Raw genomic sequence first — 25678 nt, forward strand, 5'->3', positions numbered from 1 at the left:
CGGTGTGTGCCGCCCGGAGCCGGTGGAGGAGCGTTGGAAGCCGTGATCGCAGTCTTCGCCCTTCTCTTCCTGCTGTTCGTGGTCGTCGGCGGCTATGCGGCGGTCAAGGCGGTCGGTGCGGCCAAGCGCGGCGTCGACCGCACGGTCGCGCAGGCCCGGCGCACGGTCGAGGACCACACCCTGCGCGCCAAGTCCTTCGCCCAGCCCGGACCCCAGGGACAGGTGGCCCAACTCCGGCTCGCACTGCGGACATCGATGCGCGCGACCCAGGACGCGCTGCACGCGGGCGTGACCGAGGACGAGTCCCTCAAGGAGTCCCTGGGCCTCTTCGAGCGGCTCAGCGCGCACGGCCGCGAACTCGACGGCGAGCTCAGGCGACTGGAGTCCGAGCCGGACCGAAGGACGCTCGCCGAGCGGCTGCCCGCCCTGCGCGAGCGCACCGAGCGCATCACGAAATCGGCCGACTCGCTGCGCTGGGCGGCCCGCGACCGCGCCGGCCGCTTCGCGGAGGACGACCTGGACGCGCTGAGCGCCCAGATAGACATGGAGGCCGGCGCCCTGCGGCACTGGACGAAGTCGGAGCACGCGCCACCCCCGTGGCCCGACGCCCCGCCCGCCGACGCCAGGACGACCCAGCAGACCTGGCCGGAGACCCCGCGCTCCCGTCCCGCCGCCGAGGAGCCTGCCCCGTCGGCCATCACCCCGCCGGGACGGCGCCCGACCTACCCCTGGCAGAAGAAACCCCGCCCGGAGAGCACGACTTGATCGGCCGGCACGGCCCGGTCCGCCGGCCCGTGGTGATTCGGCCGGTTCCGGCCCAGGTGAGAGGGGTCGGGCTGCCGCCCGGCCGCCACGGCAGGTAACCTCCAGCTCATGTCCCGCCATGTCGCGATCGTCACCGATTCAACGGCCTACCTGCCGCCGCTGACGATGGAGCGCCACGGCATCACAGCGGTGCCGCTGACCGTGGTCCTCGGTGACCGGGCGCTCGAAGAGGGCACCGAGATCTCGACCCGCTCCCTGGCCCAGGCCCTGCAGAAGCGGCGCCCCGTCACCACCTCACGCCCCAGCCCGCAGCTCTTCGCGGAGACCTACCGCAGGGTCGCCGAGTCCGGCGCCACCGGCATCGTCTCCCTCCACCTCTCCGCCGAACTCTCCGGCACCTACGACGCGGCGGTCGTCGCGGCGCGTGAGGCACCGGTGCCGGTGCGGGTCGTGGACACCGGGATGGTCGCGATGGCCCTCGGCTTCTGCGCACTCGCCGCGGCCGAGACGGCGGAGGCGGGCGGCACGGTGGACGAGGCCGTCACGGCCGCCGAGAAGCGGGCCGCGGGCACCTCCGCCTACTTCTACGTCGACACCCTCGACTATCTGCGGCGGGGCGGCCGTATCGGCGCGGCACAGGCCCTGTTGGGCTCCGCGCTCGCCGTGAAGCCCCTGCTCCAGCTGGAGGGCGGGCGCATCGAACTCCTGGAGAAGGTACGGACGGCGTCGAAGGCGATCGCCCGCCTCGAGGAACTCGCGGTCGACCGGGCGGGCAGCGCGCAGGTCGACATCGCCGTGCACCATCTCTCCGCCCCTGAGCGGGCGTCGGCTCTTGCGGACCGGTTGCGGGCGCGGGTGCCTGGGCTGGCGGATCTGCATGTGAGTGAGGTCGGGGCGGTGATCGGGGCGCATACGGGGCCTGGGTTGCTGGGGGCTGTGGTTTCGCCGCGGTGACGGCCTTTACCGGGGCCGGGGGTTTCGGGGGAGGCGCTCCACGGCTGAGGCTGGGCCCCCGTGCGGGTGACGGAGTTATCCACAACTGGGCGGTCGTCCCCGGGAATTGACCAAGATCATCGCGAAGTCGCCGCATGTCCGATCCTCGGCGCATGGCACTTCGATCACGCTCACGCACAGCGACCGCGACCAGCGGCCCGGGCCGCGCCCCGTCCTCCGACGGTCGCACCCGGCATCGCCGCCTGCCGACACGGGGGCGGGCACATCGGCAGGCTTCGGCGGAGGAACTTCGGCGACGCGCGGAGGTGCTGTTCGCTGAACGGGGCGGGGAGCGGGGTGCGGGGGATGGCGAGGAGTCACGTTCGCCGGCGGCCGCAGGTAGGGGGCGTCATGCTCCACCCGTGACTGAGGCGGTGGGGCGTCCTGTTCCGCCTGTCGTGAGGGCGTCGGGGCTTCGGTTTACGGCGCCTGTGGTTGTTCCGGAGCTGGGGGAGCGGGCGGTCCCGGTGGAGCCGTCGGCGGGAGTTGCCCCGGAGTCTGATGTCTTCTCGTACGCCCGTGATGCCGGAGATTTCGAAGACCTCGGCGGTACCGGAGCGGCTGGTGTCGGGCGGGATCGTGTGGCCCCGCCCTGGCGGGAGCGGGTCGGGATGGCTCTGCGGGAGCGGATGCCGGTGTGGGTGCAGACGCGGTGTGGGCTGGAGCGGCGGAGTGCGGTCGCGCTCGGTGTGCTGCTTGTCGTGGCCGCGGTCTTTGCCGTGCAGCATTTCTGGGTGGGCCGGACCCAACCCGTGCGTGCCCCTGAGGTGGTGCGGGCGGTGGCTCCCTACGCGGACGGGGATACGGGCGGCGGTGGGGACGGGAGCGGGGCCGCGGGCAAAAACGGTGAGTCGCGCGCTTCGTCGGCCGGAGTACGGGGCGCTGCGAGTGCGGCGGGGACCGAGATCGTCGTGGACGTCAGTGGCAAGGTCCGTGAGCCCGGGGTGCATCGGCTTCCGGCCGGCTCGCGGGTGACCGATGCGCTGCGGGCGGCGGGGGGAGTGCGCCCGGGCACGAACACCGACGGGCTCAACCGCGCCCGGTTCCTCGTGGACGGGGAGCAGATCGTCGTCGGCGGTCCGGCACCGGCGGCGATGCCCGGCGCGGGCGGTGCGAACAGCGCGGGGGCGGTGGGCTCGGTGGGTGCCGCTGCGGGAGCGGCTCCGACGGTTCCGATCTCCCTCAACACGGCTACCCCGGACCAGCTCAACTCCCTGCCCGGCGTGGGTCCGGTGCTGGCCCAGCACATCATCGACTACCGCACCCAGCACGGCGGTTTCCGCTCGGTGAACGAGCTGCGCCAGGTCAACGGCATCGGCGACCGCCGCTTCGCCGATCTGCGGGATCTGGTGCAGCCATGATTCGCGTCCACGACGATCCGCCCGAGTCTGCGACGCGTCGTCGCCGTACCGCGCAGGACGACGGCTTCTCGCCGCCTCGCCGAGATGTGCATGCCGCCGCCGGGAGTCGACGGGGTGCCGCACACCCTCAGCAGGAAGGGCCCGCAGACCTACGACTCGTACCGCCCGCGCTCGCGGCCTGGGCGACGGCGGCACTGGCGCTGGACGCGTCGCCGGCCTGGGTCACCGGGGTCGCCGTCGTAGCACTGGTGGTGGCACTCGTGCTGCTACTGGTGACGCGACGTCGGGGTGGCGCGGCGGGCGGCAGCCGTAGCTTCTCCGAGCCGGACGCACGCCCTGGCCCCTCACCCGACCCAAGTCCTGCCCTCTCGCCGGAAGGACCCCGCCTCGAACCGACATGGCGGCAGGCCGCATGGCCCCGAGCCTCGATCGCCGCGCTGCTTCTCTCCATCGCCGCGGCCGCCGCCTCCGCCGGGCTGCACGGGGCCGATCTGCGTCGTGGGCCGGTGCCCGGGCTGGCGCGGGAGTACGCGGCCGTCACCGCGGAGGTGGAGGTCGGTTCCGATCCGCGGCTGACCCGGCCCCGGATCAGCGGGGACCACGCGGCTCCGGTCTCCGTGCTGATCGAGGCCGAGGTGCGACGGGTGGAGGAGACGGACGGGACGGCCGTGGAGACGCGGGCGCCGGTGTTGCTGATCGTCGATCCGGGCTCGTCCGGCAAGGGAGCGGGAAGGTTCGGCGGGGCACGGGGTTCCGGTGGTGGGCCGGAGCATTCGCCCTGGCTCGGGCTGCTGCCCTCGACGCGAGTGAAGGTGACCGCGCGGTTGGCGCCCTCGCTGACGAGCGGGGACCGGGTCGCGGCCGTGCTGCGGGTGCGGAACCAGCCGGTGCCGGAGATGGTGGGGGAGCCGACCGGAGCACAGCGGTTCGCGGGGCGGTTGCGGGCCGGGCTGCGCGAGGCCACCGAAGGGCTGCCGGCGGACGCGCGGGCCCTGCTGCCGGGACTGGTCGTCGGGGACACCGCACGCATCACACCCGAGCTGGACGAGGCGTTCAAGGAGACGGACCTGGCGCACACCCTCGCCGTCTCCGGAAGCAACCTCACCATCCTGCTCGCCCTCCTCATCGGACCACCCGGACTCGCCCAACACATCGAACGCCGGGGTCTGGCACCGCGTTTGGGAATCTCCCTCAGGGCGACGGCCCTGCTCGGTGGAGTGCTCACGCTCGGATTCGTCATCGTTTGTCGGCCCGACCCGAGCGTGCTGCGGGCCGCGGCCTGCGGAGCCGTCGCGCTGCTCGCCCTGGCGACCGGGCGCCGCAGATCACTGCTCCCGGCCCTGGCGACGGCCGTACTGCTCCTGGTGCTCTACGACCCCTGGCTGGCCCGCAGTTACGGCTTCCTGCTCTCCGTGCTGGCCACCGGCGCCCTGCTCACGCTCGCGCCACGCTGGTGCGAGACGCTGCGGCGACACCGGGTTCCGCCACGGCTGGCCGAGGCGCTGGCCGCCGCTGCCGCCGCGCAGGCGCTGTGCGCGCCGGTCGTGGCCGTGCTGTCGGCGCGGGTCAGTCTGGTGGCGGTGCCGTGCAATCTGCTCGCGGAGATCGCCGTCGCACCGGCCACGGTGCTGGGCTTCGCGGCGCTGGCGACGGCACCGCTGGCGATGCCGGTGGCCAAGGTCCTTGCCTGGGGCGCGAGTTGGCCCGCCGGGTGGATCGCGGACGTCGCGCGGACCGGCGCGGCGCTGCCCGGTGGGGGAGTGGACTGGCCGGGCAGTTGGACCGGGGCGCTGCTGCTCGCCGTGGCCGTCGCGGCCCTCGTGCTGGTCGGGCGACGGCTGTTGAGGCATCCCTGGCTGTGCGGTGTCTGCGGGCTGCTTCTGCTGCTGGTCGTGGTGGCGCCGGCGCCGCTCACCCGGGTGATCACGGGATGGCCGCCGCCGGACTGGCGGTTCGCGATGTGCGATGTCGGGCAGGGTGACGCGACGGTGCTCGCGGCGGGCAAGGGCGCCGGCGTGGTGGTGGACGCCGGACCCGATCCGAAGCTGGTCGACCAGTGTCTGCGCACGCTCGGCATCACCAGGATTCCGCTCGTCGTCCTCACCCACTTTCACGCCGACCATGTGGCGGGACTGCCCGGGGTGCTGCGGGGCCGTTCGGTGGGCGCCATCGAGACGACGTCCTTCGAAGAGCCCGCGGAACAGGTCGAGTTCGTACGGAGAGCGGCGGCGGAGCGGCACATCCCCATCACCCGGGCCGTGGCCGGGGAACAGCGACGCACCGGTCCGCTCTCCTGGCACGTGCTGTGGCCCCCACCGCGCCCGGCGCCGGACCCGGACGGGCCGAACGACGCCAGCGTCGCCCTGCTGGTACGGACGGCCGGGCTGCGTCTGCTGCTGCTCGGGGACCTCGAACCCCCGGCCCAGCAGGAGCTGTTGAGGTCACCGGCGGCCGGTCTGCTGGGAGGGGTGGACGTACTCAAGGTCGCCCATCACGGCTCTGCGTATCAGGATCCGGACCTGATACGCAGAGTGGCTCCACGGCTGGCGCTGATCTCCTGCGGTGAGCACAACGTCTACGGGCACCCGGCCCCGAGCACGGTCGCGGCGCTGCGGGCCATGGGCGCGGTGGTCCTGCGGACGGACGTGGACGGGGCGCTGGCGGTGGGAGGCGAGGGAGACGGGCTCCAGGTGACACGGGACTGACCTCAGCAGCGTTGTGCCGCGGGCGGCGCGAGACTGGGGGTATGAATCCCGCACAGGTTGATGCCTATCTCCGCCGGCTGGGAGTCCAGCGCCCGGCGCGGCCCACTGTCGATGTCCTGCGCGAGCTGCATCTGCGCCATCTGCAGACCGTGCCCTTCGAGAATCTGTCGGTTCACTTGGGAGAGGAGATCGTGCTGGAGGAGAAGCGGCTGCTGGACAAGGTGGTGGGCGCGGGCAGGGGAGGGTTCTGCTACGAACTGAACGGACTGTTCGGCGCGTTGCTCACCGCGCTGGGCTTCGAGGTCACGCTGCTCGCGGCGCGGGTGTACGGGGACGAGGGACGCCTGGGGATTCCGTACGACCATCTCGCGCTGCGGGTGCGGACGGTGGACGGGGGCGATGACGAGGGCGAGGGCGCTTGGCTGGCCGACGTGGGGTTCGGGACGCACAGTCACTATCCGCTGGCCTATGAGGAACGGGGTGAACAGAAGGATCCCGGCGGCACGTTCAGGGTTGCCGCGTTGGGACCGGATGCGGCCGGAGCGGGTTCGCGGGCGGCGGCGGACCTGGATCTGGACGCGGATCTGGACGTGATCCGGAACGGAGCGCTCGAGTACCGCTTGGAGGTACGGCCCCGGGTGCTCGGTGACTTCGTGGCCGGAGCGTGGTGGCACAGCACCTCGCCCGCGTCGCACTTCACCCGGTCACTGGTCTGCTCACGGCTCACGGACGACGGCGGGAGGATCACGCTCAGCGGGCGCGGTCTGACCGAGACGGCGGCGGACGGGACGCGGGACGTACGCGAACTGGCCACGGACGAGGAGGTGTTGGCGGTGTACCGGGAGCGGTTCGGGATCGAGCTGGGGGAGGTTCCGGCGGTGCGCACGCCCGCGTAGTCCTGGGTGAGTGCGCGCGAGCCCGCGGCCGTACCGGAAAATGGCCGCGTGAGTGATGTGAGACATGTGCTGGTGCTGCCCGACCGTGATGCGGCTCAGGAGGCGGCGGAGGTGATCGGGGAGCGGTTCGCGCTCGACGAGGAGCCGCGGTTGGTGCGGGACGCGCTGGCCGGTGAGGACGATGCCGAGGACGCGCAGTGGCTTCTCTTGCTGTGCGACGAGGACGGGCGGCTCGATCCCGGGGAGCTGGACGCGTTCGCGGGGGAGTGGGAGGGCTGGCGCGAGGAGCCGTAACGAACGGCCGCCGGGCCCGTTGCCGGACTCGCGATCGCACCCCGCCCGCACCTCATCAGCACGCCCCCGGCGCCCCACCCGCACTCCCCGGTTCCTCACCCGCACCCCCGCTCGTATCCGGAGTGTCAGTGGTGCGTGCGATGCTTTACGAGATGGCCAGGAAGACTGCTAATGACGACCCTCTCGCCCCGGTGACGCTTGCCGTGGGCCAGGAGGACCTCCTGCTCGACCGTGCCGTGCAGGAGGTGGTGGCCGCCGCCAGGGCCGCCGACGCCGACACGGACGTACGTGACCTGACCTCGGACCAGTTGCAGCCCGGCACGCTCGCCGAGTTGACCAGTCCGTCGCTCTTCGCGGAGCGCAAGGTCGTGGTCGTACGCAATGCGCAGGATCTGTCCGCGGACACCATCAAGGATGTGAAGGGGTATCTCGACGCGCCCGCCGAGGAGATCACCTTGGTGTTGTTGCACGCGGGCGGGGTCAAGGGCAAAGGGTTGCTCGATGCCGCGCGCAAGGCGGGGGCGCGGGAGGTGGCCTGCCCGAAGATGACGAAGCCGGCGGACCGGCTGGCCTTCGTGCGGGGTGAGTTCCGGGCGACCGGGAGATCGGCCACGCCGGAGGCCTGCCAGGCGCTCGTCGACTCCATCGGCAGCGATCTGCGGGAGCTGGCGTCCGCCGTCTCCCAGTTGGTCGCCGATGTCGAGGGGACCATCGACGAGGCGATCGTCGGGCGGTACTACACGGGGCGGGCCGAGGCGTCGAGCTTCACCGTCGCGGACCGGGCCGTCGAAGGGCGGGCGGCGGAGGCGCTGGAGGCGCTGCGGTGGTCGTTGTCCACCGGGGTGGCGCCGGTGCTGATCACCAGCGCGTTGGCGCAGGGGGTGCGGGCGATCGGGAAGCTGTCGTCCGCGCGCGGGGGGCGGCCTGCGGATCTGGCGCGGGAGCTGGGGATGCCGCCGTGGAAGATCGACCGGGTGCGGCAGCAGATGCGGGGGTGGACACCGGACGCGGTCTCCGTCGCGCTGCGGGCGGTGGCCGAGGCGGACGCGGGAGTGAAGGGCGGGGGGGACGATCCGGAGTACGCGTTGGAGAAGGCGGTCGTCACGATCGCCCGGGCGGCTCGGTCGCGGGGACAGTCGTAGCAGACCCCCGGCGCCTCGGTGCCACCTAGGGGCGGGGCGGACACAGCAATGCCCCCGAAGTGGGTCCGGGGGCACTGTACGTGGCGTGGCGACCACGATGTCTGTCCGTGAATCGAGGTAGAGGGCTCGACGTGTCCTCACGGTGGATTGCTACTGGTCCCGGCCTGTGTGATGCGGGCCGAGTCGAGTGCGGGAGGATCAGCCCTTGAGCGCGGTGACCTTGGAAGCAAGCGCCGACTTCTTGTTGGCGGCCTGGTTCTTGTGGATGACGCCCTTGGCGACGGCCTTGTCGAGCTGACGCGCGGCAGCGCGCTGGTACTCGGTGGCCTTCTCGACGTCACCCGCGGCAGCTGCCTCACGGGCCTTGCGGATCGCGGTCTTCAGGGAGGACTTGACGGCCTTGTTGCGCAGCCGAGCCTTCTCGTTGGTCTTGATCCGCTTGATCTGGGACTTGATGTTCGCCACGAATGAGCCTTTGCAGGTTCTGGCACGGGGCCGCACGGGTCCCGGGCCGATGATTTTTCTTGGGGTGCGTCCCGCGCCCGAATTCGTGCAAGAGAGGGCATGAGACACAGCTACCCAGGCTACCAGCCGCCCACCGGCCCACCCAAACCGGTCCTCGAGAGGCGTCCGGGAGGCCTCCGGCGAACCTCTCGCACCGGCCCAAACCGGACCGCACCTCCCACGCGTGGGACGATGGAGCCTACGTATCGATCCGACCCGAGACCGCAGACACTGCGGACGCCTCAAGAATCAGGACCCTGCGTGCCCGCGATCCCCAGCCATGTGCCCGAGCCGAGCCGTACCGACCCGGCGTTGATCCGCAATTTCTGCATCATCGCGCACATCGACCACGGCAAGTCCACGCTCGCCGACCGGATGCTCCAGCTGACCGGAGTGGTCGACCAGCGGCAGATGCGTGCTCAGTACCTCGACCGCATGGACATCGAGCGCGAGCGCGGCATCACGATCAAGTCCCAGGCGGTTCGTCTGCCATGGGCTCCCACCGAGGGGGCCGACGAGGGCAGTACGCACATCCTCAACATGATCGACACCCCGGGACACGTCGACTTCACGTACGAGGTCTCGCGGTCGCTCGCCGCCTGCGAGGGTTGCGTGCTGCTCGTGGACGCCGCCCAGGGTATCGAGGCCCAGACCCTCGCCAACCTCTACCTGGCGATGGAGAACGACCTCACGATCATCCCCGTACTGAACAAGATCGACCTGCCGGCCGCGCAGCCCGAGAAGTTCGCGGAGGAGCTGGCGAACCTGGTCGGCTGTGACCCCGAGGACGTTCTCAGGGTCTCCGCGAAGACCGGGCTCGGTGTCGACGCGCTGCTGAACAAGGTCGTCAAGGAGGTCCCGGCGCCCGTCGGGAACGCGGACGCGCCCGCCCGCGCCATGATCTTCGACTCGGTCTACGACTCCTACCGCGGTGTCGTGACCTACATCAGGGTCATCGACGGACTCCTCACCAAGCGCGAGAAGATCCGGATGATGTCCACGAACGCCACGCACGAGCTGCTGGAGATCGGGACGAACTCGCCGGAGATGCTCGGTGCGGACGGCCTCGGTGTCGGCGAGGTCGGCTATCTGATCACCGGTGTGAAGGACGTCCGGCAGTCCAAGGTCGGTGACACGATCACCACCCTGCACCAGGGCGCGACCGAGGCGCTCGGCGGTTACAAGGACCCCAAGCCCATGGTCTTCTCGGGCCTGTATCCGCTGGACGGGTCCGACTACCCGGAGCTGCGCGAGGCCCTAGACAAGCTCCAGCTCAACGACGCCGCGCTCGTCTACGAGCCGGAGACCTCGGCCGCACTGGGCTTCGGCTTCCGCGTCGGTTTCCTCGGGCTGCTGCACCTGGACGTGATCCGGGAGCGGCTGGAGCGCGAGTTCGGGCTCGACCTCATCGCGACCGCACCGAACGTGGTGTACCGGGTCGAGATGGAGGACGGCAGCGAGCACGTCGTCACCAACCCGAGCGAGTTCCCCGAGGGGAAGATCGACAAGGTCTACGAGCCCGTCGTGCGCGCGACGATCCTCGCGCCGTCGGAGTTCATCGGCTCGATCATGGAGCTGTGCCAGACCCGGCGCGGCACCCTGCTCGGCATGGACTACCTCTCCGAGGACCGGGTCGAGATCCGCTACACGCTCCCCCTCGCGGAGATCGTCTTCGACTTCTTCGACCAGCTGAAGTCCAAGACCCGCGGCTACGCCTCGCTCGACTACGAGCCCACCGGCGAGGTCGACTCCAGCCTGGTCAAGGTCGACATCCTGCTGCACGGCGACAAGGTGGACGCCTTCTCGGCGATCACGCACAAGGACGCGGCGTACGCGTACGGCGTGCGGCTGGTCGCCAAGCTGCGGGAGCTGATCCCGCGGCAGGCCTTCGAGGTGCCCATCCAGGCCGCCATCGGCTCCCGGGTCATCGCCCGCGAGACGATCCGCGCCATCCGCAAGGACGTCCTCGCCAAGTGCTACGGCGGTGACATCTCCCGGAAGCGGAAGCTGCTGGAGAAGCAGAAGGAGGGCAAGAAGCGGATGAAGATGGTGGGTTCCGTGGAGGTTCCCCAGGAGGCCTTCATCGCGGTGCTGTCCAGCGACGACAACGCCGGCAGCGGCAAGGGCAAGAAGTAGCGGCCCTATACACCGAAATTCCGGGACGGCACCCGGTGATTCCAGGGGCCCGTTGCGCTTTTGCGCGGCGGGCCCTAAGTCTTGGCTCTGTACGAAGTGGTCATGGCTCTGTAGGAAGTGACGGTCCGCCGCCCCTTACGCACCGGCCGGTCGCGGCTTACTCTGATCACTGCTCGATAGTTACTCGCGAGTTAAACAACAGCCGCAGCAACGAGCCAGCCGCACTGTCGCGGGCCCCGGAGGATGTCGTGAGCGACACACAGACCCTGATCGAGAACCGTCCGCCGTCCGTGGCGGGCCTCTTCCTGGACCGCGTGGCCGCCACGCCGGACGCCGAGGCCTACCGCTACCCGGTGCCGGCGGCCTCCGGTGAGGGCCCCGACGAGTGGAAGTCGCTGAGCTGGGCGCAGGCCGCCGAGCGGGTCTTCGCGATCGCGGCCGGTCTGATCGAACTGGGCGTGGAGCCCGAGCAGCGCGTCGCGCTCGCCTCCGCCACCCGTGTCGAGTGGATCCTCGCCGACCTGGGCATCCTGTGCGCCGGTGCCGCCACGACCACGGTGTACCCGCAGACCAACGCCGACGAGTCGACCTTCATCCTCTCCGACTCCGGCAGCAAGATCCTGATCGCGGAGGACGCGGCGCAGCTCGCCAAGGCCCGGGAGAAGCGTGCCGAACTGCCCGAGCTGACCCACGTCGTGGTCATCGACCCGGCCGGCGTGGACACCGGAGCTGAAGAGGGCGACTGGGTGCTCACCCTGGCCGAACTGGAGCAGCGCGGTGCCGCGTACCTGGAGAAGAACCCGGACCTGATCAAGGAGCGGGTCGGGTCCATCACCAAGGACCAGCTCGCGACGATCATCTACACCTCCGGCACCACCGGCCGCCCCAAGGGTGTCCGCCTGCCGCAGGACAACTGGTCGTACATGGCGAAGGCGATCGCGGCGACCGGACTGCTCGGCCCCGAGGACGTGCAGTACCTGTGGCTGCCGCTCGCGCACGTCTTCGGCAAGGTGCTGACCTCGGGGCAGATCGAGGTCGGGCACGTCACCGCCGTCGACGGCCGGGTCGACAAGATCATCGAGAATCTGCCGGTCGTACAGCCGACGTACATGGCGGCCGTCCCGCGCATCTTCGAGAAGGTCTACAACGGGGTCGCGGCCAAGGCACGGGCCGGTGGCGGCGCCAAGTACAAGATCTTCCTGTGGGCGGCCGAGGTCGCGCGCGAGTACGCCAAGGTCACGCAGGACAACTTCCGCCGCACCGGCACGGCCACCGCGCCGTTCGGTCTCGCCGCCAAGCACAAGGTCGCCGACGCGCTCGTCTACGCGAAGATCCGCGATGCCTTCGGAGGCAAGCTGCGCGCGTGCGTCTCCGGTTCGGCCGCGCTCGCACCCGACATCGGCTACTTCTTCGCCGGCGCCGGCATCCACATCCTGGAGGGCTACGGCCTGACCGAGTCCTCCGCGGCCTCCTTCGTGAACCCCGGCGAGGCCTACCGCACCGGCACGGTCGGCAAGCCGCTGGCCGGCACGGAGGTGCGCATCGCGGACGACGGCGAGATCCTGCTGCGCGGCCCCGGCATCATGGAGGGCTACCACGGGCTGCCCGAGAAGACCGCCGAAGTCCTGGAGTCCGACGGCTGGTTCCACACCGGCGACATCGGCGAGCTGTCCCCCGACGGCTACCTGCGCATCACGGACCGCAAGAAGGACCTGATCAAAACCTCCGGCGGCAAGTACATCGCGCCCGCCGAGGTCGAGGGCCAGTTCAAGGCCGTGTGCCCGTACGTCTCCAACATCCTCGTCCACGGCGCCGACCGGAACTTCTGCACCGCCCTCATCGCCCTCGACGAACCGTCCATCCTGGACTGGGCCAAGGAGAACGGCCTCGCGGGCAAGTCCTACGCCGAGGTCGTCGCCGCCCCCGCGACGGTCGCCCTGATCGAGGGCTACGTCAAGGAACTCAACGAGGGCCTCCAGCGCTGGCAGACCATCAAGAAGTTCCGCCTCCTCCCGCGCGACCTGGACATCGAACACGGCGAGATCACCCCGAGCCTCAAGCTCAAGCGCCCGGTGGTGGAACGGGAGTACAAGCACCTGATCGACGAGATGTACGCGGGTTCGAGGGAGGCGTAACCACAATGATGGCCCGCGCCCCGAAGGGGCCGCGGGCCATCAGGGGCGCGGGGCTGTATCGATATGCGGCTCCGCCGCGTGGGCGCGCCCAGCCCCCACCGGACCCGCACCCAACAACGCACCTACCTGGTCGAGCGCCGCCGCAACTCCCTCACCAGCTGCCCCATCTCCCTCACCTGATCCCGAAGCTCCCGCACCTCCTCCACCGTGCTCGCAGCCACCCGCGCCTCAACCTCCTTGAGCCGCGACGCCAGTTCCTCGAACTGCCCCTGCTCACGCGCCAGCATCCGCTCCAACAGCTGGTTCTTCCGGTGCAGTTCGAGGAAAACGGTGACCTTTGCCCGCAGCACCCAAGGATCGAACGGCTTGGTCAAGTAGTCGGCGGCACCTGTCGCATAACCCCGGAACGCATACCCCGCGTCCGCGTCCGTGCCGGTCAGGAAGATGATCGGCACGTCCTTGGTCTGGTCGAGCCGTTTGATGTTGGCCGCGGTCTCGAACCCGTCCATGCCCGGCATCCGGATGTCGAGGAGGACCACCGCGAAGCGCTGCCGCAGCAGCGCCTTCATCGCCTCCTCGCCCGAACGGGCGCGTACCAGTGGCTCGTTGAGGGACCCCAGGACGGCCTCCAGCGCGACCAGGTTGTCCTCCATGTCGTCGACCAGGAGGATGCCGGCACTCTCGTCGGTCGTTGCCTCAGCGCTCATGATGACTGTGCCTCACTCAGTCGTCGGCGGTGCCGCCGTCTCCCCTGAAGTACCCGGCCCTGAAGTACCCGGTCCCGCCACCGTGATGTCCCCGACGTCCTCGATGTCCACGGCCTCGGGGTCCAGGAGGGCACAGACGACGGTCAGCAACTGGTCGACGTCCACCGGCTTCGGTACGTAGTCGTTGGCGCCCCGCGCGATGGACTTCTCCCGGTCGCCCGGCATCGCCTTGGCGGTGAGCGCGACGATGGGCAGCCCGGTCCAGCGCGGGGCGCGACGAATGGCGGCGATGGTCTCGTACCCGTCCATCTCCGGCATCATGATGTCCATCAGCACGAGTTCGACGTCGGGATTGCGCTCGAGCGTCTCGATGCCCTCGCGGCCGTTCTCCGCGTAGAGCACCGGCATCCCGACCCGGCCCAGCACATGGGTGAGCGCGAAGACGTTGCGGATGTCGTCGTCGACGATCAACACCCGCCGCCCCGGCAGCACTTGACCCGCCCGCCCGGCCTTCCACGCCTCCAGCTTGGTGGGCGTCGGCCACGAGTCGTCCACCTCGTGCGCGGTGAACGGCTCGGAGGACAACTGCTCGGGCAGCGAGGGCAGTTCCCGGTCATCGGAGGTCCGTCCGGTCGCCGCGTGGCCGGGGCTGGCGACCGGGACGTAGAGCGTGAAGGTCGAGCCGCTGCCGGGCTCGCTCTCCGCGACGATACGGCCGCCGAGCAGTCCGGCGATCTCACGGCTGATCGACAACCCCAGCCCCGTACCGCCGTACTTGCGGTTGGTCGTGCCGTCGGCCTGCTGGAACGCCTCGAAGATCACCGGGAGTTTCTCCGCGGCGATGCCGATACCGGTGTCGGAGACGGCGAACGCGATCACTTCGTCGCTGTCGGTGGAGTACCGGTAATCGGGGTCCTTCACCCGGTTGACGCGGAGTTCGACCCGGCCGGTGGCGGTGAACTTGATGGCGTTGGACAGCAGGTTGCGCAGGATCTGCTGGAGCCGCTGCTCGTCCGACCACATCTCGCGCGGTACGTCCTCGCCGACCGACACCTCGAAGGAGAGCCCCCGGTCCAGGGTGAGCGGGCGGAAGGTGGCGTGGACGTAGTCGAGGAGTTTGATGAGCGGGAGCCGCTTCGGGCGTACGTCCATCCGGCCGGCCTCGATCTTCGACAGGTCGAGGATGTCGTTGATGAGCTGGAGCAGGTCCGAGCCGGAGCGGTGGATCGTGGTCGCGAACTGCACTTCCTGGTCGGTGAGATGACCGTCCGGGTTGTCGGAGAGCAGGCGCGCCAGGATGAGGAGCGAGTTCAGCGGGGTGCGCAGTTCGTGGCTCATGTTCGCCAGGAACTCCGACTTGTACTGGGAGCTGGTCGCCAACAGGGCTGCCTTCTCCTCCAGTTCGGCGTTGGAGCGCTGCAACTCGGCCTGTTGCTTCTGGAGTTCGTCAGAACGTTCCTGCAACTGCATCGCCAGCCGCTGGGACTCGCCGAGCAGGGACTCCGTGCGGGAGTTGGCGATGATGGTGTTGATCGCGACGCCGATGGTGTTGACGAACTGGTCGAAGAACGCCAGGTGGACGTCGGAGAAGCGGGAGAAGGAGGCCAGTTCGATCACGCCGAGGAGCTTGTCCTCGAAGATGATCGGGATGATGACCACACTCGCCGGGGCGGCTTCCCCGAGCCCGCTGTTGATCTTGATGTAGTCCGGCGGAGCCTCCTCCACCAGAATTCGCTTCTTCTCCCGCGCCGCCTGCCGCACCAGCCCGTGCACCGGCATACCGCCCGTGTCCACGGTCGCCCCCTGCGCCGACCCGTACCCGGCGATGAAGGCAAGTCCCTTGGCGGGAATGGCCGTTCGCAGACTGTCCTCGTCGGGATCGGCCAGGAAGAACGCCCCGTACTGCGCGTTCACCAGCGGGGTCAGCTCGCGCAGGATCAGGTCGGCGACCTCCATCAGGTCCCGGTGTCCCTGCATCAGGGCCGCGAGGCGGGCCAGGTTGGACTCCAGCCAGTCCTTCGCGCGGGTCGTCTCGCGGAGGTTGGCCACCATCAGGTTGATGTTGTCCTTCAGCTCGGTGACCTCGCCCTGGGTCTCCACCGTGATCGAGCGGGACATGTCGCCCTGCGCCACCGCCGACGCCACCTCGGCGATCGCGCGGACCTGCGTGGTCAGGTTGAGCGCGAGTTCGTTCACGTTCGTCGTCAGGCGCTTCCAGGTGCCGTAGACGCCCTCCACCCGTGCCTGGCCGCCGAGTTGGCCCTCGGAGCCGACCTCGCGGGCGACCCGCGTGACCTCGGAGGAGAAGGAGGAGAGGGTGTCGACCATCGTGTTGATGGTGGTCTTCAGCTCCAGGATCTCGCCGCGCGCGTCCACGTCGATCTTCTTCGACAGGTCGCCCTGCGCCACGGCCGTGGCGACCTGCGCGATGTTCCGCACCTGTGAAGTCAGGTTGTCGGCCATGTAGTTGACGTTGTCGGTCAGGTCCCGCCAGACACCGGAGACGCCCAACACCTGGGCCCGGCCGCCGAGTCGGCCGTCGGTGCCGACCTCGCGGGCCACCCGGGTCACCTCGTCGGCGAAGGCCCGCAGCTGCTCCACCATCGTGTTGACGGTGTCCTTCAGCTCGAGGATCTCGCCGCGCGCGTCGACGGTGATCTTCTTCGACAGGTTGCCGTTGGCGACGGCGGTCGTCACCTGGGCGATGTTCCGCACCTGCGAAGTCAGGTTCAGGGCCATGAAGTTGACGTTGTCCGTGAGGTCCTTCCAGACCCCGCTGACGCCCCGCACCTGCGCCTGACCGCCGAGGTTTCCTTCGGTGCCGACCTCGCGGGCGACGCGCGTCACTTCGTCGGCGAAGGCGGAGAGCTGGTCCACCATCGTGTTGATCGTGGACTTCAGCTCCAGGATCTCGCCCTTGGCCTCCACCGTGATCTTCTTGCCGAGGTCGCCCTGCGCGACGGCGGTCGACACCAGCGCGATGTTCCTGACCTGTGAAGTCAGGTTGTCCGCCATGAAGTTGACGTTGTCGGTCAGGTCTTTCCAGACCCCTGAGACACCCCGCACCTGGGCGCGCCCACCCAGATTTCCTTCGGTGCCGACCTCGCGGGCGACGCGCGTCACTTCGTCCGCGAAGGCCGACAGCTGGTCCACCATCGTGTTGATGGTCGACTTCAGTTCGAGGATCTCGCCCTGGGCGTCGACCGTGATCTTCTGACTCAGGTCGCCGTTCGCCACGGCGGTCGTGACCTGGGCGATGTTCCGGACCTGTGACGTCAGGTTCGACGCCATGAAGTTGACGTTGTCCGTGAGGTCCTTCCAGACCCCGGACACGCCCCGCACCTGAGCCCGCCCGCCCAACTGCCCTTCGGTGCCGACCTCGCGGGCGACGCGCGTCACTTCGTCGGCGAAGGCGGAGAGCTGGTCGACCATCGTGTTCACGGTGAGCTTCAGTTCGAGCAGCTCACCGGTCGCCTCGACGGTGACCGTACGGGTCAGGTCGCCGCGCGCCACCGCCGTAGTCACCAGGGCGATGTCCCGCACCTGCGCGGTCAGCCGGGACGCCATCGTGTTGACCGCCTCGGTCACGTCCCGCCAACTGCCCGACAGGCCCTGCACCTTGGCGCGCCCGCCGAGTCTGCCCTCGGTTCCGACCTCGCGGGCGACCCGGGTCACCTCCCCGGTGAACAGGGAGAGTTGGTCCACCATCTTGTTCACGGCCCGGCCGAGCCGCCGTAGATCGCCGCGCAACTGCCTGCTGCCGTCGTGCAGATCGACCCGCTGGGTGAGATCGCCGCCCGCCACCGCGTCGAGGACCCGGGTCGCGTTGGCGGCCGGGGCGACCAAGGCGTCGAGGAGCTGGTTCACGTCGTTGACGCGGGAGGTCCAACCGCCCTGGCCGGGGCTGGCCGAGAGGCGTTCGTCGAGACGGCCGTGGCGGATCAACTCGCGTTTGACGCGCTGTGTCTCGGAGTTGAAGTGGGTGCTGCGGTCCATGATCTGGTTGAAGGCGGCGGTCAGTTCGGCCACCATTCCGTGGCCCGTCTCCGGCGCCTTCGTGAAGTCGCCGTCGCGGGCGGCCGTCATCACGGCGAGCAGCGGACGGAGGTCCGATGCTCGAATCCAGTCCTCTTTGTGTCCGTCTTCGAGCACACGCGTAGCACTGTTCTCACTCATGGCGGCCCACTTCGGTAACTCGGCGCTTATGGGCGCGGCCAGTCTGTCACTCTGTCGCCATCGACTGAGGCGTATTCGTCCGATCTGCTCGGGGAGCTGTGCATGGGGGCCATTCCGACGCAAAGGGAGACCACTTCGCGTGCTCCCGATGCGCCCGCGCACCACGGCGCGGACCCGCGCACGACGATGCGCGCCACGCTGTCCGGAAGCCCCCTCGCGCCCGGTTCCGCCCGCGGCCTGGTGCGTGCCGCGTTTCGCGAGTGGACCGAACTCGGCCTGTCCGGCACCGAGTTCCTCACCGACCGGCTCGCCGACGACGCGATGGTCGTCGTCAGCGAACTGGTCACCAACGCCGTCGTGCACGCCGGCACGGACGTCGAGCTGATCTGCCGCCTTGAGGACACGGAGTCCGTCGTCCTGGAGGTCGCCGACCACCACCCCTCCCGCGCCCCGCGCGACAACAGCGCCGAACCGGCCCACGAGACACCGGAGTTCGGGCGCGGCCTGCGCCTCGTCTCCACCCTCGCCGAGGCCTGGGGCGTCACCTACCGCACCGGCACCAAGACGGTGTGGGCCCGGCTGCCCGCCGACGGGACCCTGGCCGCCGAGGAGTTGGAGACGTACGCCGTGGAGCGCGGCCTCCGCGTCGCCGAGATCCTCGCCCCCGAACCCCAGCGCGCCGAACGCGACCGGGACTGGCTGGGCCGCGGCGCCCTCTCCTTCCTCGCCGAGGCCTCCGACCTTCTCGCCGGACAGCTCGACGAGGACCTCGTCGCCGCGCTCGCCGGACAGCTGATCGTGCCGAGGCTGGCCGACTGGTGCGCCGTATGGCTGGAGGACGAGGCGATGGGCCGCGGCGGAGGCTGGGGCGAGAGCGCCGGTACCAGTGCCGGACCGCGCCTCGCCCGCGTCTGGCACGGCAGCGAGAACCGCATCGAGGAGCTGCGCGGCGCCCTGGAGAAGGACCCGCCCCGCCCACCGGACTCCCTGCGGCCCGTGTCCTACCCCTGGCCCGCCGACGCCCTCGGCCCGCACGGGACACACGGCGCGGCACTGTCGTACCGGCTGATCGCGGGCGGCCGTCCGCTCGGCACGCTGGTCATCGGACGGTCCGGGCTGCCGCGCTTCCCCGACGAGGTCACCGGCCTCGTCGAGGACCTCAGCCGCCGGGTCGCGCTCGCGATCGGCGCGGCCCGCCAGTACGCCCGCCAGGCCACCATCAGCCGCGTCCTCCAGCGCGGCCTGCTGCCCGGCGCCGTCGCCGAGATCCCCGGCGTGCACAGCGCCCTCGTCTACGAACCCTGCGACAAGGGCGGCCCCAGCGGCGACTTCTACGACCTCTTCCCCGCCGGCGACGGCCGCTGGTGCTTCGCCCTCGGCGACGTCCAGGGCAAGGGCCCCGAGGCCGCCGTGGTGATCGGACTGGCCCGCCCCTGGCTACGGCTCCTCGCCCGCGAGGGCTACGGCGTCGCCGACGTCCTCGACCGCCTCAACCAGCTCCTCCTCGACGACGCCACGGAAGCGGCCGACGCGGCGGCCCACGCCCTGGTCGCCGCGGGCGGCATGCCGGGCCCGGTCGGCGACGGCCCCCGCTTCCTCTCCCTCCTCTACGGCGAGCTGGTCCCCTTCGACGGCGGCGTCCGCTGCACCCTCGCCTCCGCCGGACACCCGCTGCCGCTGCTCCTCGGGCCGGACGGCAGCGTCGGTACGGCAGCCCGCCCGCAGACCCTCCTCGGGGTCGTCGAGGACGTGACGTACACCAGCGAGACCTTCGAACTGCGGCCTGGCGACAGCCTGTTGTGCGTCACGGACGGAGTGACCGAGCGGCGCTCCGGCTCCGTCCAGTTCGACGACGGCGACGGGCTCGCGACCGCGCTGGCGGGGTGCGCGGGCCTGAGCGCCGAGCTGATCGCGGAGCGCATCAAACGCCTCGTCCACGAGTTCGGCGGCCGCCCGCCGGAGGACGACATGGCGCTGCTGGTGCTCCAGGCGGAGTGATCCTCGCCGGTGCTGGACAATGGAAGGCATGCCTTCCGCACTCCCCGACGGCGATCCCGTCCCCGACGACGGCGCCCTCCCCGCACAGGCGTTCGCCGGTGCCGTGGACCGCCCCCTCGGGTTCTACCTGCACGTCCCGTACTGCGCGACCCGCTGCGGCTACTGCGACTTCAACACCTACACGGCGACCGAGCTGCGCGGCACGGGCGGAGTGCTGGCCTCCCGCGACAACTACGCGGACACCCTGATCGACGAGGTCCGCCTGGCCCGCAAGGTCCTCGGCGACGACCCGCGCCCGGTCCGCACGGTCTTTGTCGGCGGCGGCACGCCCACGCTGCTGGCGGCGGGCGATCTCGTACGGATGCTGGGCGCGATCCGCGACGAGTTCGGCCTGGCACCGGACGCGGAGATCACCACGGAGGCCAACCCGGAGTCGGTGGACCCCGCCTACCTCGCCGCCCTCCGCGACGGCGGCTTCAACCGCGTCTCCTTCGGCATGCAGAGCGCGAAACAGCACGTACTGAAGATCCTGGACCGCACGCACACCCCCGGCCGCCCCGAGGCATGCGTCGCGGAGGCCCGCGCGGCCGGCTTCGACCACGTCAACCTCGACCTGATCTACGGCACCCCGGGCGAGAGCGACGACGACTGGCGCGCGTCCCTCGACTCCGCGCTCGGCGCGGGCCCGGATCACATCAGCGCCTACGCCCTGATCGTCGAGGAGGGCACCCAGCTGGCCCGCCGGATCCGCCGCGGCGAGGTCCCGATGACGGACGACGACGTGCACGCCGACCGCTACCTCATCGCGGACGAGGTGATGTCCGCGGCGGGCTTCGACTGGTACGAGGTCTCCAACTGGGCGACATCGAATTCCGGCCGTTGTCTGCACAACGAGCTCTACTGGCGCGGCGCCGACTGGTGGGGCGCGGGCCCCGGAGCGCACTCGCACGTCGGCGGCGTCCGCTGGTGGAACGTGAAACACCCGGGCGCGTACGCGGGGGCGCTCGCCGCCGGCCGCTCCCCGGGCGCGGGCCGGGAGATCCTCACGGAGGAGGACCGCCGGGTGGAGCGGATCCTGCTGGAGCTACGGCTCCGGGAGGGGGCGCCGCTGGACCTGCTCCGGTCGGAGGGGCTCGCGGCTTCGCGCCGGGCGCTGGGGGAGGGGCTGCTGGAGGTGGGGCCGTACGGGGAGGGGCGCGCGGTGCTTACGTTGCGGGGGCGGTTGTTGGCGGATGCGGTGGTGCGGGACTTGGTGGACTGATCACTCGGGCGGGTGAATCCGAGCAGAACGCCGGTTCGGTCCTTAGTCTGTTTCCTAGGCTGCCGTCGACAGAACGCGGCGGATGTGGAGGGCCACGGAGATGACTGCTGTGGATGATCGCCGAGTGCATGAGACGTTCGAGAACCTTGAGGTTCCCGAGGGCTACAAGGCTGAACTCATCCGGGGGGACATCGTGATGATGGCGGGGCCCGACAAGGTCCACAACCGCATCGTGCAGTCCGTGCAGGACCAGATTCCCTCCGGTCGGTGGGAGCGCCTCCAGACGCAGGATGTGGCGTTTCCTGGCGAGAACAGCGAGCCCCAGCCGGATCTCGTGGTCATGGAGATCGGCGCGGACGACGGCCCGGGACGACTCGTACCCGCTCCCGCCGTGACGATGCTCGTCGAGGTCGTATCGAAGACCAGCGCCCACCGGGACTACGTGGACAAGCGGTCGATCTACGCCGCAGGAGGCGTCCCTGTCTACCTGATCATCGACCCGTTCGAGGCCAAGTGCGTGGTGCTGACGGAGCCGACCGGGACCGGCCTGGCGGCGAACTATCAGTCGGAGCGGACACGTAAGTTCGGTGACCTCGTAGCGCTGCCGGTCGTCGGCATCGACCTGGACACGACCGCATTCGCCACCCTGCCGCGTCTCAGGCCGTGACGAAGTCGATCAACTCCTCCACCCGCCCCAGCAGTTCCGGCTCAAGATCCTTGTACGACCCCACCTTGGCCAGAATCGCCTGCCACACCGCACCGGTGTTTTCCGGCCAACCCAGGGCCCTGCACACCCCCGTCTTCCAGTCCTGCCCGTGCGGGACCCGGGGCCACGCGGCGATGCCGACGGAGGATGGTTTCACGGCCTCCCAGATGTCGATGTAGGGGTGGCCGACGACGAGCGCGTGCTCGCTGGTGACCGACTGGGCGATGCGCCACTCCTTGGTGCCCGGCACCAAGTGGTCCACCAGGATGCCCAGCCGCGCGTCCGGGCCCGGGGCGAACTCGTCCACGATGGCGGGCAGGTCGTCGACGCCCTCCAGGTACTCGACCACCACGCCCTCGATGCGCAGGTCGTCGCCCCACACCCGCTCGACGAGCTCGGCGTCGTGCCGCCCCTCGACGTAGATCCGCCCGGCGCGGGCCACGCGCGCGCGTGCACCGGGAACGGCGACCGAACCGGAAGCCGTACGAGTGGGCCGTAGCGGACTCGACACGGGCCTGACCAGGGTTACCACCCTGCCCTCCAGCAGGAAGCCCCTCGGCTCCATCGGGAACACCCGGTGCTTGCCGAAGCGGTCCTCCAGGGTGACCGTGCCGGCCTCGCAGCGGATCACCGCGCCGCAGAAACCGGTGCCCGGCTCCTCGACCACCAGGCCCGCCTCCGCGGGGACCTCGGGGGCCGGCTTGGGCTTCTTCCACGGCGGGGTCAGGTCGGCGGAGTACTGGCGCATTCGGATGACGATAGGAGAACCGGGCCGACCGCCGTCACGACACGCCGAAACGCGTTGCCAACGCGTCCCGTTGGGCCCGCACGAACCCCGCGTCCACCACCGCTCCGTGACCGGGCACGTACACCGCGTCCTCGCCGCCCAGGGAGAGAAGCTGGTCGAGCGCCGCCGACCAGAGCGCCGGTACGGCGTCGGGGCCCGCCTGGGGTGCGCCGGACTCCTCGACCAGGTCGCCGCAGAACACGACCGCCGGGGAGCCGGGGACGAGGACCGCGAGGTCGTGCGCGGTGTGTCCCCGCGTCGCCAGCAGGTGGACCTCCGGGCCGCCGTCGAGTGCGAGCACCGTGGGGCCCCACACGTGTTCGCGGGGGCGTACGAGGATGTCCGCCGCGTTCTCCGCCGCCCGCGGATCCAGCCCGTTGCGCACCGCGTCGGCCCGCAACTCCTCACCGCCGTGCGCGAACACCTCGCTCATGCCCCCGGCCACGAGAACCGTCGCCCCGGCAAAGACCGCCGCCCCGAAGACATGGTCGAAATGGGCGTGGGTGAGCGCGAGATGGGTCACACGGCGCCCGGCGAGCGCCTGCGCCTCCGTACGCAACCGCGCGCCCTCCGCCACACTCGACCCGGCGTCGATCATGAGCGCCGAGCCGCCCCCGACGACCAGCCCGACCGTGCAGTCCCAGCCAGGCAGCCGGCACCGGCCCACCCCGGCGGCCAGCCGCTCCCACCCCGCCTCTTCCCAAGTCACCGTCATACGGCGACGCTAACGGTGAGGGCACCAGGGATTGACATCGAAGGACCGGCCTTGCCCGGGGTGTACCTCACGGCCGTACACTGGGCCGGGGAACGCTGGCACTCACGCGCACAGAGTGCCAGGAAAGGGCAGCCCGGCAACAAAACGGCGACCAGAACTGGAGGTGTGCGCGATGCTCAGTGAACGCAGGCTTCAGGTGCTGCGCGCCATCGTCCAGGACTATGTCGGCACCGAGGAGCCGGTGGGGTCCAAGGCGCTCACCGAGCGGCACAGCCTCGGCGTCTCCCCGGCGACCGTGCGCAACGACATGGCGGCCCTGGAGGACGAGGGCTACATCGCCCAGCCGCACACCAGCGCCGGGCGCATCCCGACGGACAAGGGCTATCGGCTGTTCGTCGACAAGCTCGCCGGCGTCAAGCCGATGACCGGCCCCGAGCGCAAGGCCATCCAGAACTTCCTCGACGGCGCGGTCGACCTCGACGACGTCGTCGGCCGTACGGTACGGCTGCTCGCGCAGCTCACCCGGCAGGTCGCCGTCGTGCAGTACCCCTCGCTGACCCGCTCGACCGTCCGGCACGTGGAGCTGCTGTCGCTGGCCCCCGCGCGCGTGATGCTCGTGCTGATCACCGACACCGGGCGGGTCGAGCAGCGCATGGTGGACTGCCCGGCGCCGTTCGGGGAGTCCTCGCTCGCGGATCTACGCGCGCGGCTCAACAGCCGGATCGCGGCCCGCCGCTTCGCGGACGTGCCGCAGCTCGTGCAGGACCTGCCGGACGCCTTCGAGAACGAGGACCGCGGCACGGTCGCGACGGTGCTCTCCACCCTCCTGGAGACCCTCGTCGAGGAGACCGAGGAGCGGCTGATGATCGGCGGCACCGCCAATCTCACCCGCTTCGGACATGACTTTCCCCTCACCATCCGCCCCATCCTGGAAGCCCTGGAGGAGCAGGTCGTCCTCCTCAAGTTGCTTGGTGAGGCGGGGGATTCGGGCATGACCGTACGGATCGGTCACGAGAACGCCTACGAGGGACTCAACTCCACTTCCGTGGTGTCGGTCGGCTACGGTTCGGGCGGCGAGGCAGTCGCCAAGCTCGGCGTGGTCGGACCGACCCGCATGGATTACCCGGGAACGATGGGAGCGGTACGCGCAGTGGCACGGTACGTCGGACAGATCCTGGCGGAGTCCTAAGTGGCCACGGACTACTACGCCGTTCTCGGCGTGCGTCGCGACGCGTCGCAGGATGAGATCAAGAAGGCCTTCCGTAGGCTCGCGCGCGAGCTGCACCCGGACGTCAATCCGGACCCGAAGACCCAGGAGCGGTTCAAGGAGATCAACGCCGCTTACGAGGTGCTCTCGGACCCGCAGAAGAAGCAGGTCTACGACCTCGGCGGCGACCCCCTCTCGCAGGCGGGCGGCGGCGGTGCCGGCGGCTTCGGCGCGGGCGGCTTCGGGAACTTCTCGGACATCATGGACGCCTTCTTCGGCACGGCGTCGCAGCGCGGACCGCGCTCGCGCACCCGCCGGGGCCAGGACGCCATGATCCGGCTCGAGATCGAGCTGGACGAGGCGGCCTTCGGCACCACGAAGGACATCCAGGTCGACACGGCCGTCGTCTGCAACACCTGCAACGGTGAAGGCGCGGCGCCGGGCACCTCGGCCCAGACCTGCGACATGTGCCGCGGCCGCGGTGAGGTCTCGCAGGTGACCCGGTCCTTCCTGGGCCAGGTCATGACGTCCCGCCCGTGCCCGCAGTGCCAGGGCTTCGGCACCGTCGTGCCGACGCCGTGCCCGGAGTGCGCCGGTGACGGCCGCGTCCGCTCGCGGCGCACGCTCACGGTGAAGATCCCGGCCGGTGTCGACAACGGCACCCGGATCCAGCTCGCGGGCGAGGGCGAGGTCGGCCCCGGCGGCGGCCCCGCAGGCGACCTGTACGTCGAGATCCACGAGCTGCCGCACGCGATGTTCCAGCGCCGCGGCGACGACCTGCACTGCACGGTCACCCTCCCGATGACGGCGGCGTCCCTCGGCACGAAGGTGCCGTTGGAGACGCTGGACGGCATGGAGGAGGTCGACATCCGCCCGGGCACCCAGTCCGGCCAGTCGATCCCGCTGCACACCCGGGGCGTCACGCATCTGCGCGGCGGCGGCCGGGGCGACCTCATCGTGCACGTCGAGGTCACCACCCCGACCAAGCTGGACGTGGAGCAGGAACGTCTGCTCCGGGAGCTGGCGAAACTGCGCGGCGAGGAGCGCCCCATGGGGACGTTCCAGCCGGGGCAGCAGGGCCTGTTCTCCCGGTTGAAGGACGCGTTCAACGGTCGCTGAGCCGGTTGCCGTTCCGGCATGGGAGCGTGCCCTTTCGTGGGCATGCACCTGTCCTATGCCGGGCGGAAGGC

At 70.4% G+C, this 25678-nt stretch carries 19 protein-coding genes; 14 read left to right on the forward strand and 5 right to left on the reverse strand.

The annotated features are described in order from the left end of the window. Positions 1 to 33 precede the first annotated feature (33 nt). From OO70_RS26405 to holA, 7 genes are all read left to right on the forward strand, one after another. A complete protein-coding gene (locus OO70_RS26405; RefSeq protein WP_043676449.1) occupies positions 34 to 765 on the forward strand; it encodes a hypothetical protein in 732 nt (243 codons plus the stop codon). A gap of 108 nt (positions 766 to 873) precedes the next feature. After that, a complete protein-coding gene (locus OO70_RS26410; protein WP_043676452.1) occupies positions 874 to 1719 on the forward strand; it encodes a DegV family protein in 846 nt (281 codons plus the stop codon). 152 nt (positions 1720 to 1871) lie between these two features. Further along, positions 1872 to 3119 carry a ComEA family DNA-binding protein gene (locus tag OO70_RS55450; RefSeq protein ID WP_043676742.1) on the forward strand — a complete coding sequence of 416 codons (1248 nt, stop codon included), beginning with the start codon at positions 1872 to 1874 and terminating at the stop codon, positions 3117 to 3119. A gap of 86 nt (positions 3120 to 3205) precedes the next feature. Next, entirely contained in the window at positions 3206 to 5824 is a 2619-nt protein-coding gene (locus OO70_RS26420; protein WP_043676454.1) for a ComEC/Rec2 family competence protein, read from the forward strand. Between the two features lie 41 nt (positions 5825 to 5865). Next, complete coding sequence (locus tag OO70_RS26425; protein WP_043676456.1) at positions 5866 to 6720, forward strand: arylamine N-acetyltransferase family protein; 855 nt, start codon at positions 5866 to 5868, stop codon at positions 6718 to 6720. Between the two features lie 48 nt (positions 6721 to 6768). Next, entirely contained in the window at positions 6769 to 7014 is a 246-nt protein-coding gene (locus OO70_RS26430) for a hypothetical protein (protein ID WP_078651559.1), read from the forward strand. 152 nt (positions 7015 to 7166) lie between these two features. Next, positions 7167 to 8156 carry a DNA polymerase III subunit delta gene (gene holA, locus OO70_RS26435; RefSeq protein ID WP_199827407.1) on the forward strand — a complete coding sequence of 330 codons (990 nt, stop codon included), beginning with the start codon at positions 7167 to 7169 and terminating at the stop codon, positions 8154 to 8156. A gap of 198 nt (positions 8157 to 8354) precedes the next feature. On the opposite strand, the gene rpsT is transcribed toward holA, so the two are convergent. Beyond that, complete coding sequence (gene rpsT / locus OO70_RS26440) at positions 8355 to 8621, reverse strand: 30S ribosomal protein S20 (RefSeq protein WP_043676462.1); 267 nt, start codon at positions 8619 to 8621, stop codon at positions 8355 to 8357. A 300-nt stretch (positions 8622 to 8921) separates the two neighbouring features. On the opposite strand from rpsT, the gene lepA reads away from it, so the two are divergent. Together lepA and OO70_RS26450 are read left to right on the forward strand one after the other, a co-directional pair. Next, positions 8922 to 10796 (forward strand): translation elongation factor 4, encoded by a 1875-nt coding sequence (gene lepA, locus OO70_RS26445; RefSeq protein WP_043676464.1) that lies wholly within the window; start codon positions 8922 to 8924, stop codon positions 10794 to 10796. A gap of 248 nt (positions 10797 to 11044) precedes the next feature. Then, a complete protein-coding gene (locus tag OO70_RS26450) occupies positions 11045 to 12931 on the forward strand; it encodes an AMP-dependent synthetase/ligase (protein ID WP_043676466.1) in 1887 nt (628 codons plus the stop codon). Between the two features lie 122 nt (positions 12932 to 13053). Here OO70_RS26450 and OO70_RS26455 read toward each other — a convergent pair whose 3' ends face one another. Both OO70_RS26455 and OO70_RS26460 read right to left on the reverse strand, forming a co-directional pair. Next, positions 13054 to 13638, reverse strand: coding sequence for a response regulator (locus tag OO70_RS26455; RefSeq protein ID WP_043676467.1), 585 nt, complete (start codon positions 13636 to 13638; stop codon positions 13054 to 13056). A gap of 12 nt (positions 13639 to 13650) precedes the next feature. After that, positions 13651 to 17814, reverse strand: a complete 4164-nt coding sequence (locus tag OO70_RS26460) for a HAMP domain-containing protein (RefSeq protein WP_051741615.1) — start codon at positions 17812 to 17814, stop codon at positions 13651 to 13653. Positions 17815 to 17916: 102 nt separating this feature from the next. Between OO70_RS26460 and OO70_RS26465 the strand changes: the two genes are divergently transcribed. From OO70_RS26465 to OO70_RS26475, 3 genes are all read left to right on the forward strand, one after another. Then, the gene (locus tag OO70_RS26465; protein WP_043676469.1) at positions 17917 to 19812 is read left to right on the forward strand and encodes a SpoIIE family protein phosphatase; all 1896 of its coding nucleotides are present in this window, start codon (positions 17917 to 17919) and stop codon (positions 19810 to 19812) included. A 28-nt stretch (positions 19813 to 19840) separates the two neighbouring features. After that, complete coding sequence (gene hemW / locus OO70_RS26470; RefSeq protein ID WP_043676471.1) at positions 19841 to 21073, forward strand: radical SAM family heme chaperone HemW; 1233 nt, start codon at positions 19841 to 19843, stop codon at positions 21071 to 21073. A 100-nt stretch (positions 21074 to 21173) separates the two neighbouring features. Continuing rightward, positions 21174 to 21740, forward strand: a complete 567-nt coding sequence (locus tag OO70_RS26475; RefSeq protein ID WP_043676472.1) for a Uma2 family endonuclease — start codon at positions 21174 to 21176, stop codon at positions 21738 to 21740. On the opposite strand, the gene OO70_RS26480 is transcribed toward OO70_RS26475, so the two are convergent. Both OO70_RS26480 and OO70_RS26485 read right to left on the reverse strand, forming a co-directional pair. Continuing rightward, entirely contained in the window at positions 21730 to 22527 is a 798-nt protein-coding gene (locus OO70_RS26480) for a DUF3097 domain-containing protein (RefSeq protein ID WP_043676474.1), read from the reverse strand. The genes OO70_RS26475 and OO70_RS26480 overlap by 11 nt on opposite strands. A gap of 34 nt (positions 22528 to 22561) precedes the next feature. Continuing rightward, positions 22562 to 23281, reverse strand: a complete 720-nt coding sequence (locus OO70_RS26485; RefSeq protein ID WP_043676476.1) for an MBL fold metallo-hydrolase — start codon at positions 23279 to 23281, stop codon at positions 22562 to 22564. 172 nt (positions 23282 to 23453) lie between these two features. Between OO70_RS26485 and hrcA the strand changes: the two genes are divergently transcribed. Together hrcA and dnaJ are read left to right on the forward strand one after the other, a co-directional pair. Continuing rightward, on the forward strand, positions 23454 to 24470 hold the full coding sequence (gene hrcA / locus OO70_RS26490) for a heat-inducible transcriptional repressor HrcA (RefSeq protein ID WP_043676478.1): 1017 nt from the start codon (positions 23454 to 23456) through the stop codon (positions 24468 to 24470). Further along, positions 24471 to 25607, forward strand: coding sequence for a molecular chaperone DnaJ (dnaJ, locus tag OO70_RS26495; RefSeq protein WP_043676480.1), 1137 nt, complete (start codon positions 24471 to 24473; stop codon positions 25605 to 25607). The last annotated feature ends 71 nt before the right edge of the window (positions 25608 to 25678 follow it).

This window comes from Streptomyces xylophagus (assembly GCF_000716435.1).
GTDB lineage: Bacteria > Actinomycetota > Actinomycetes > Streptomycetales > Streptomycetaceae > Streptomyces > Streptomyces xylophagus.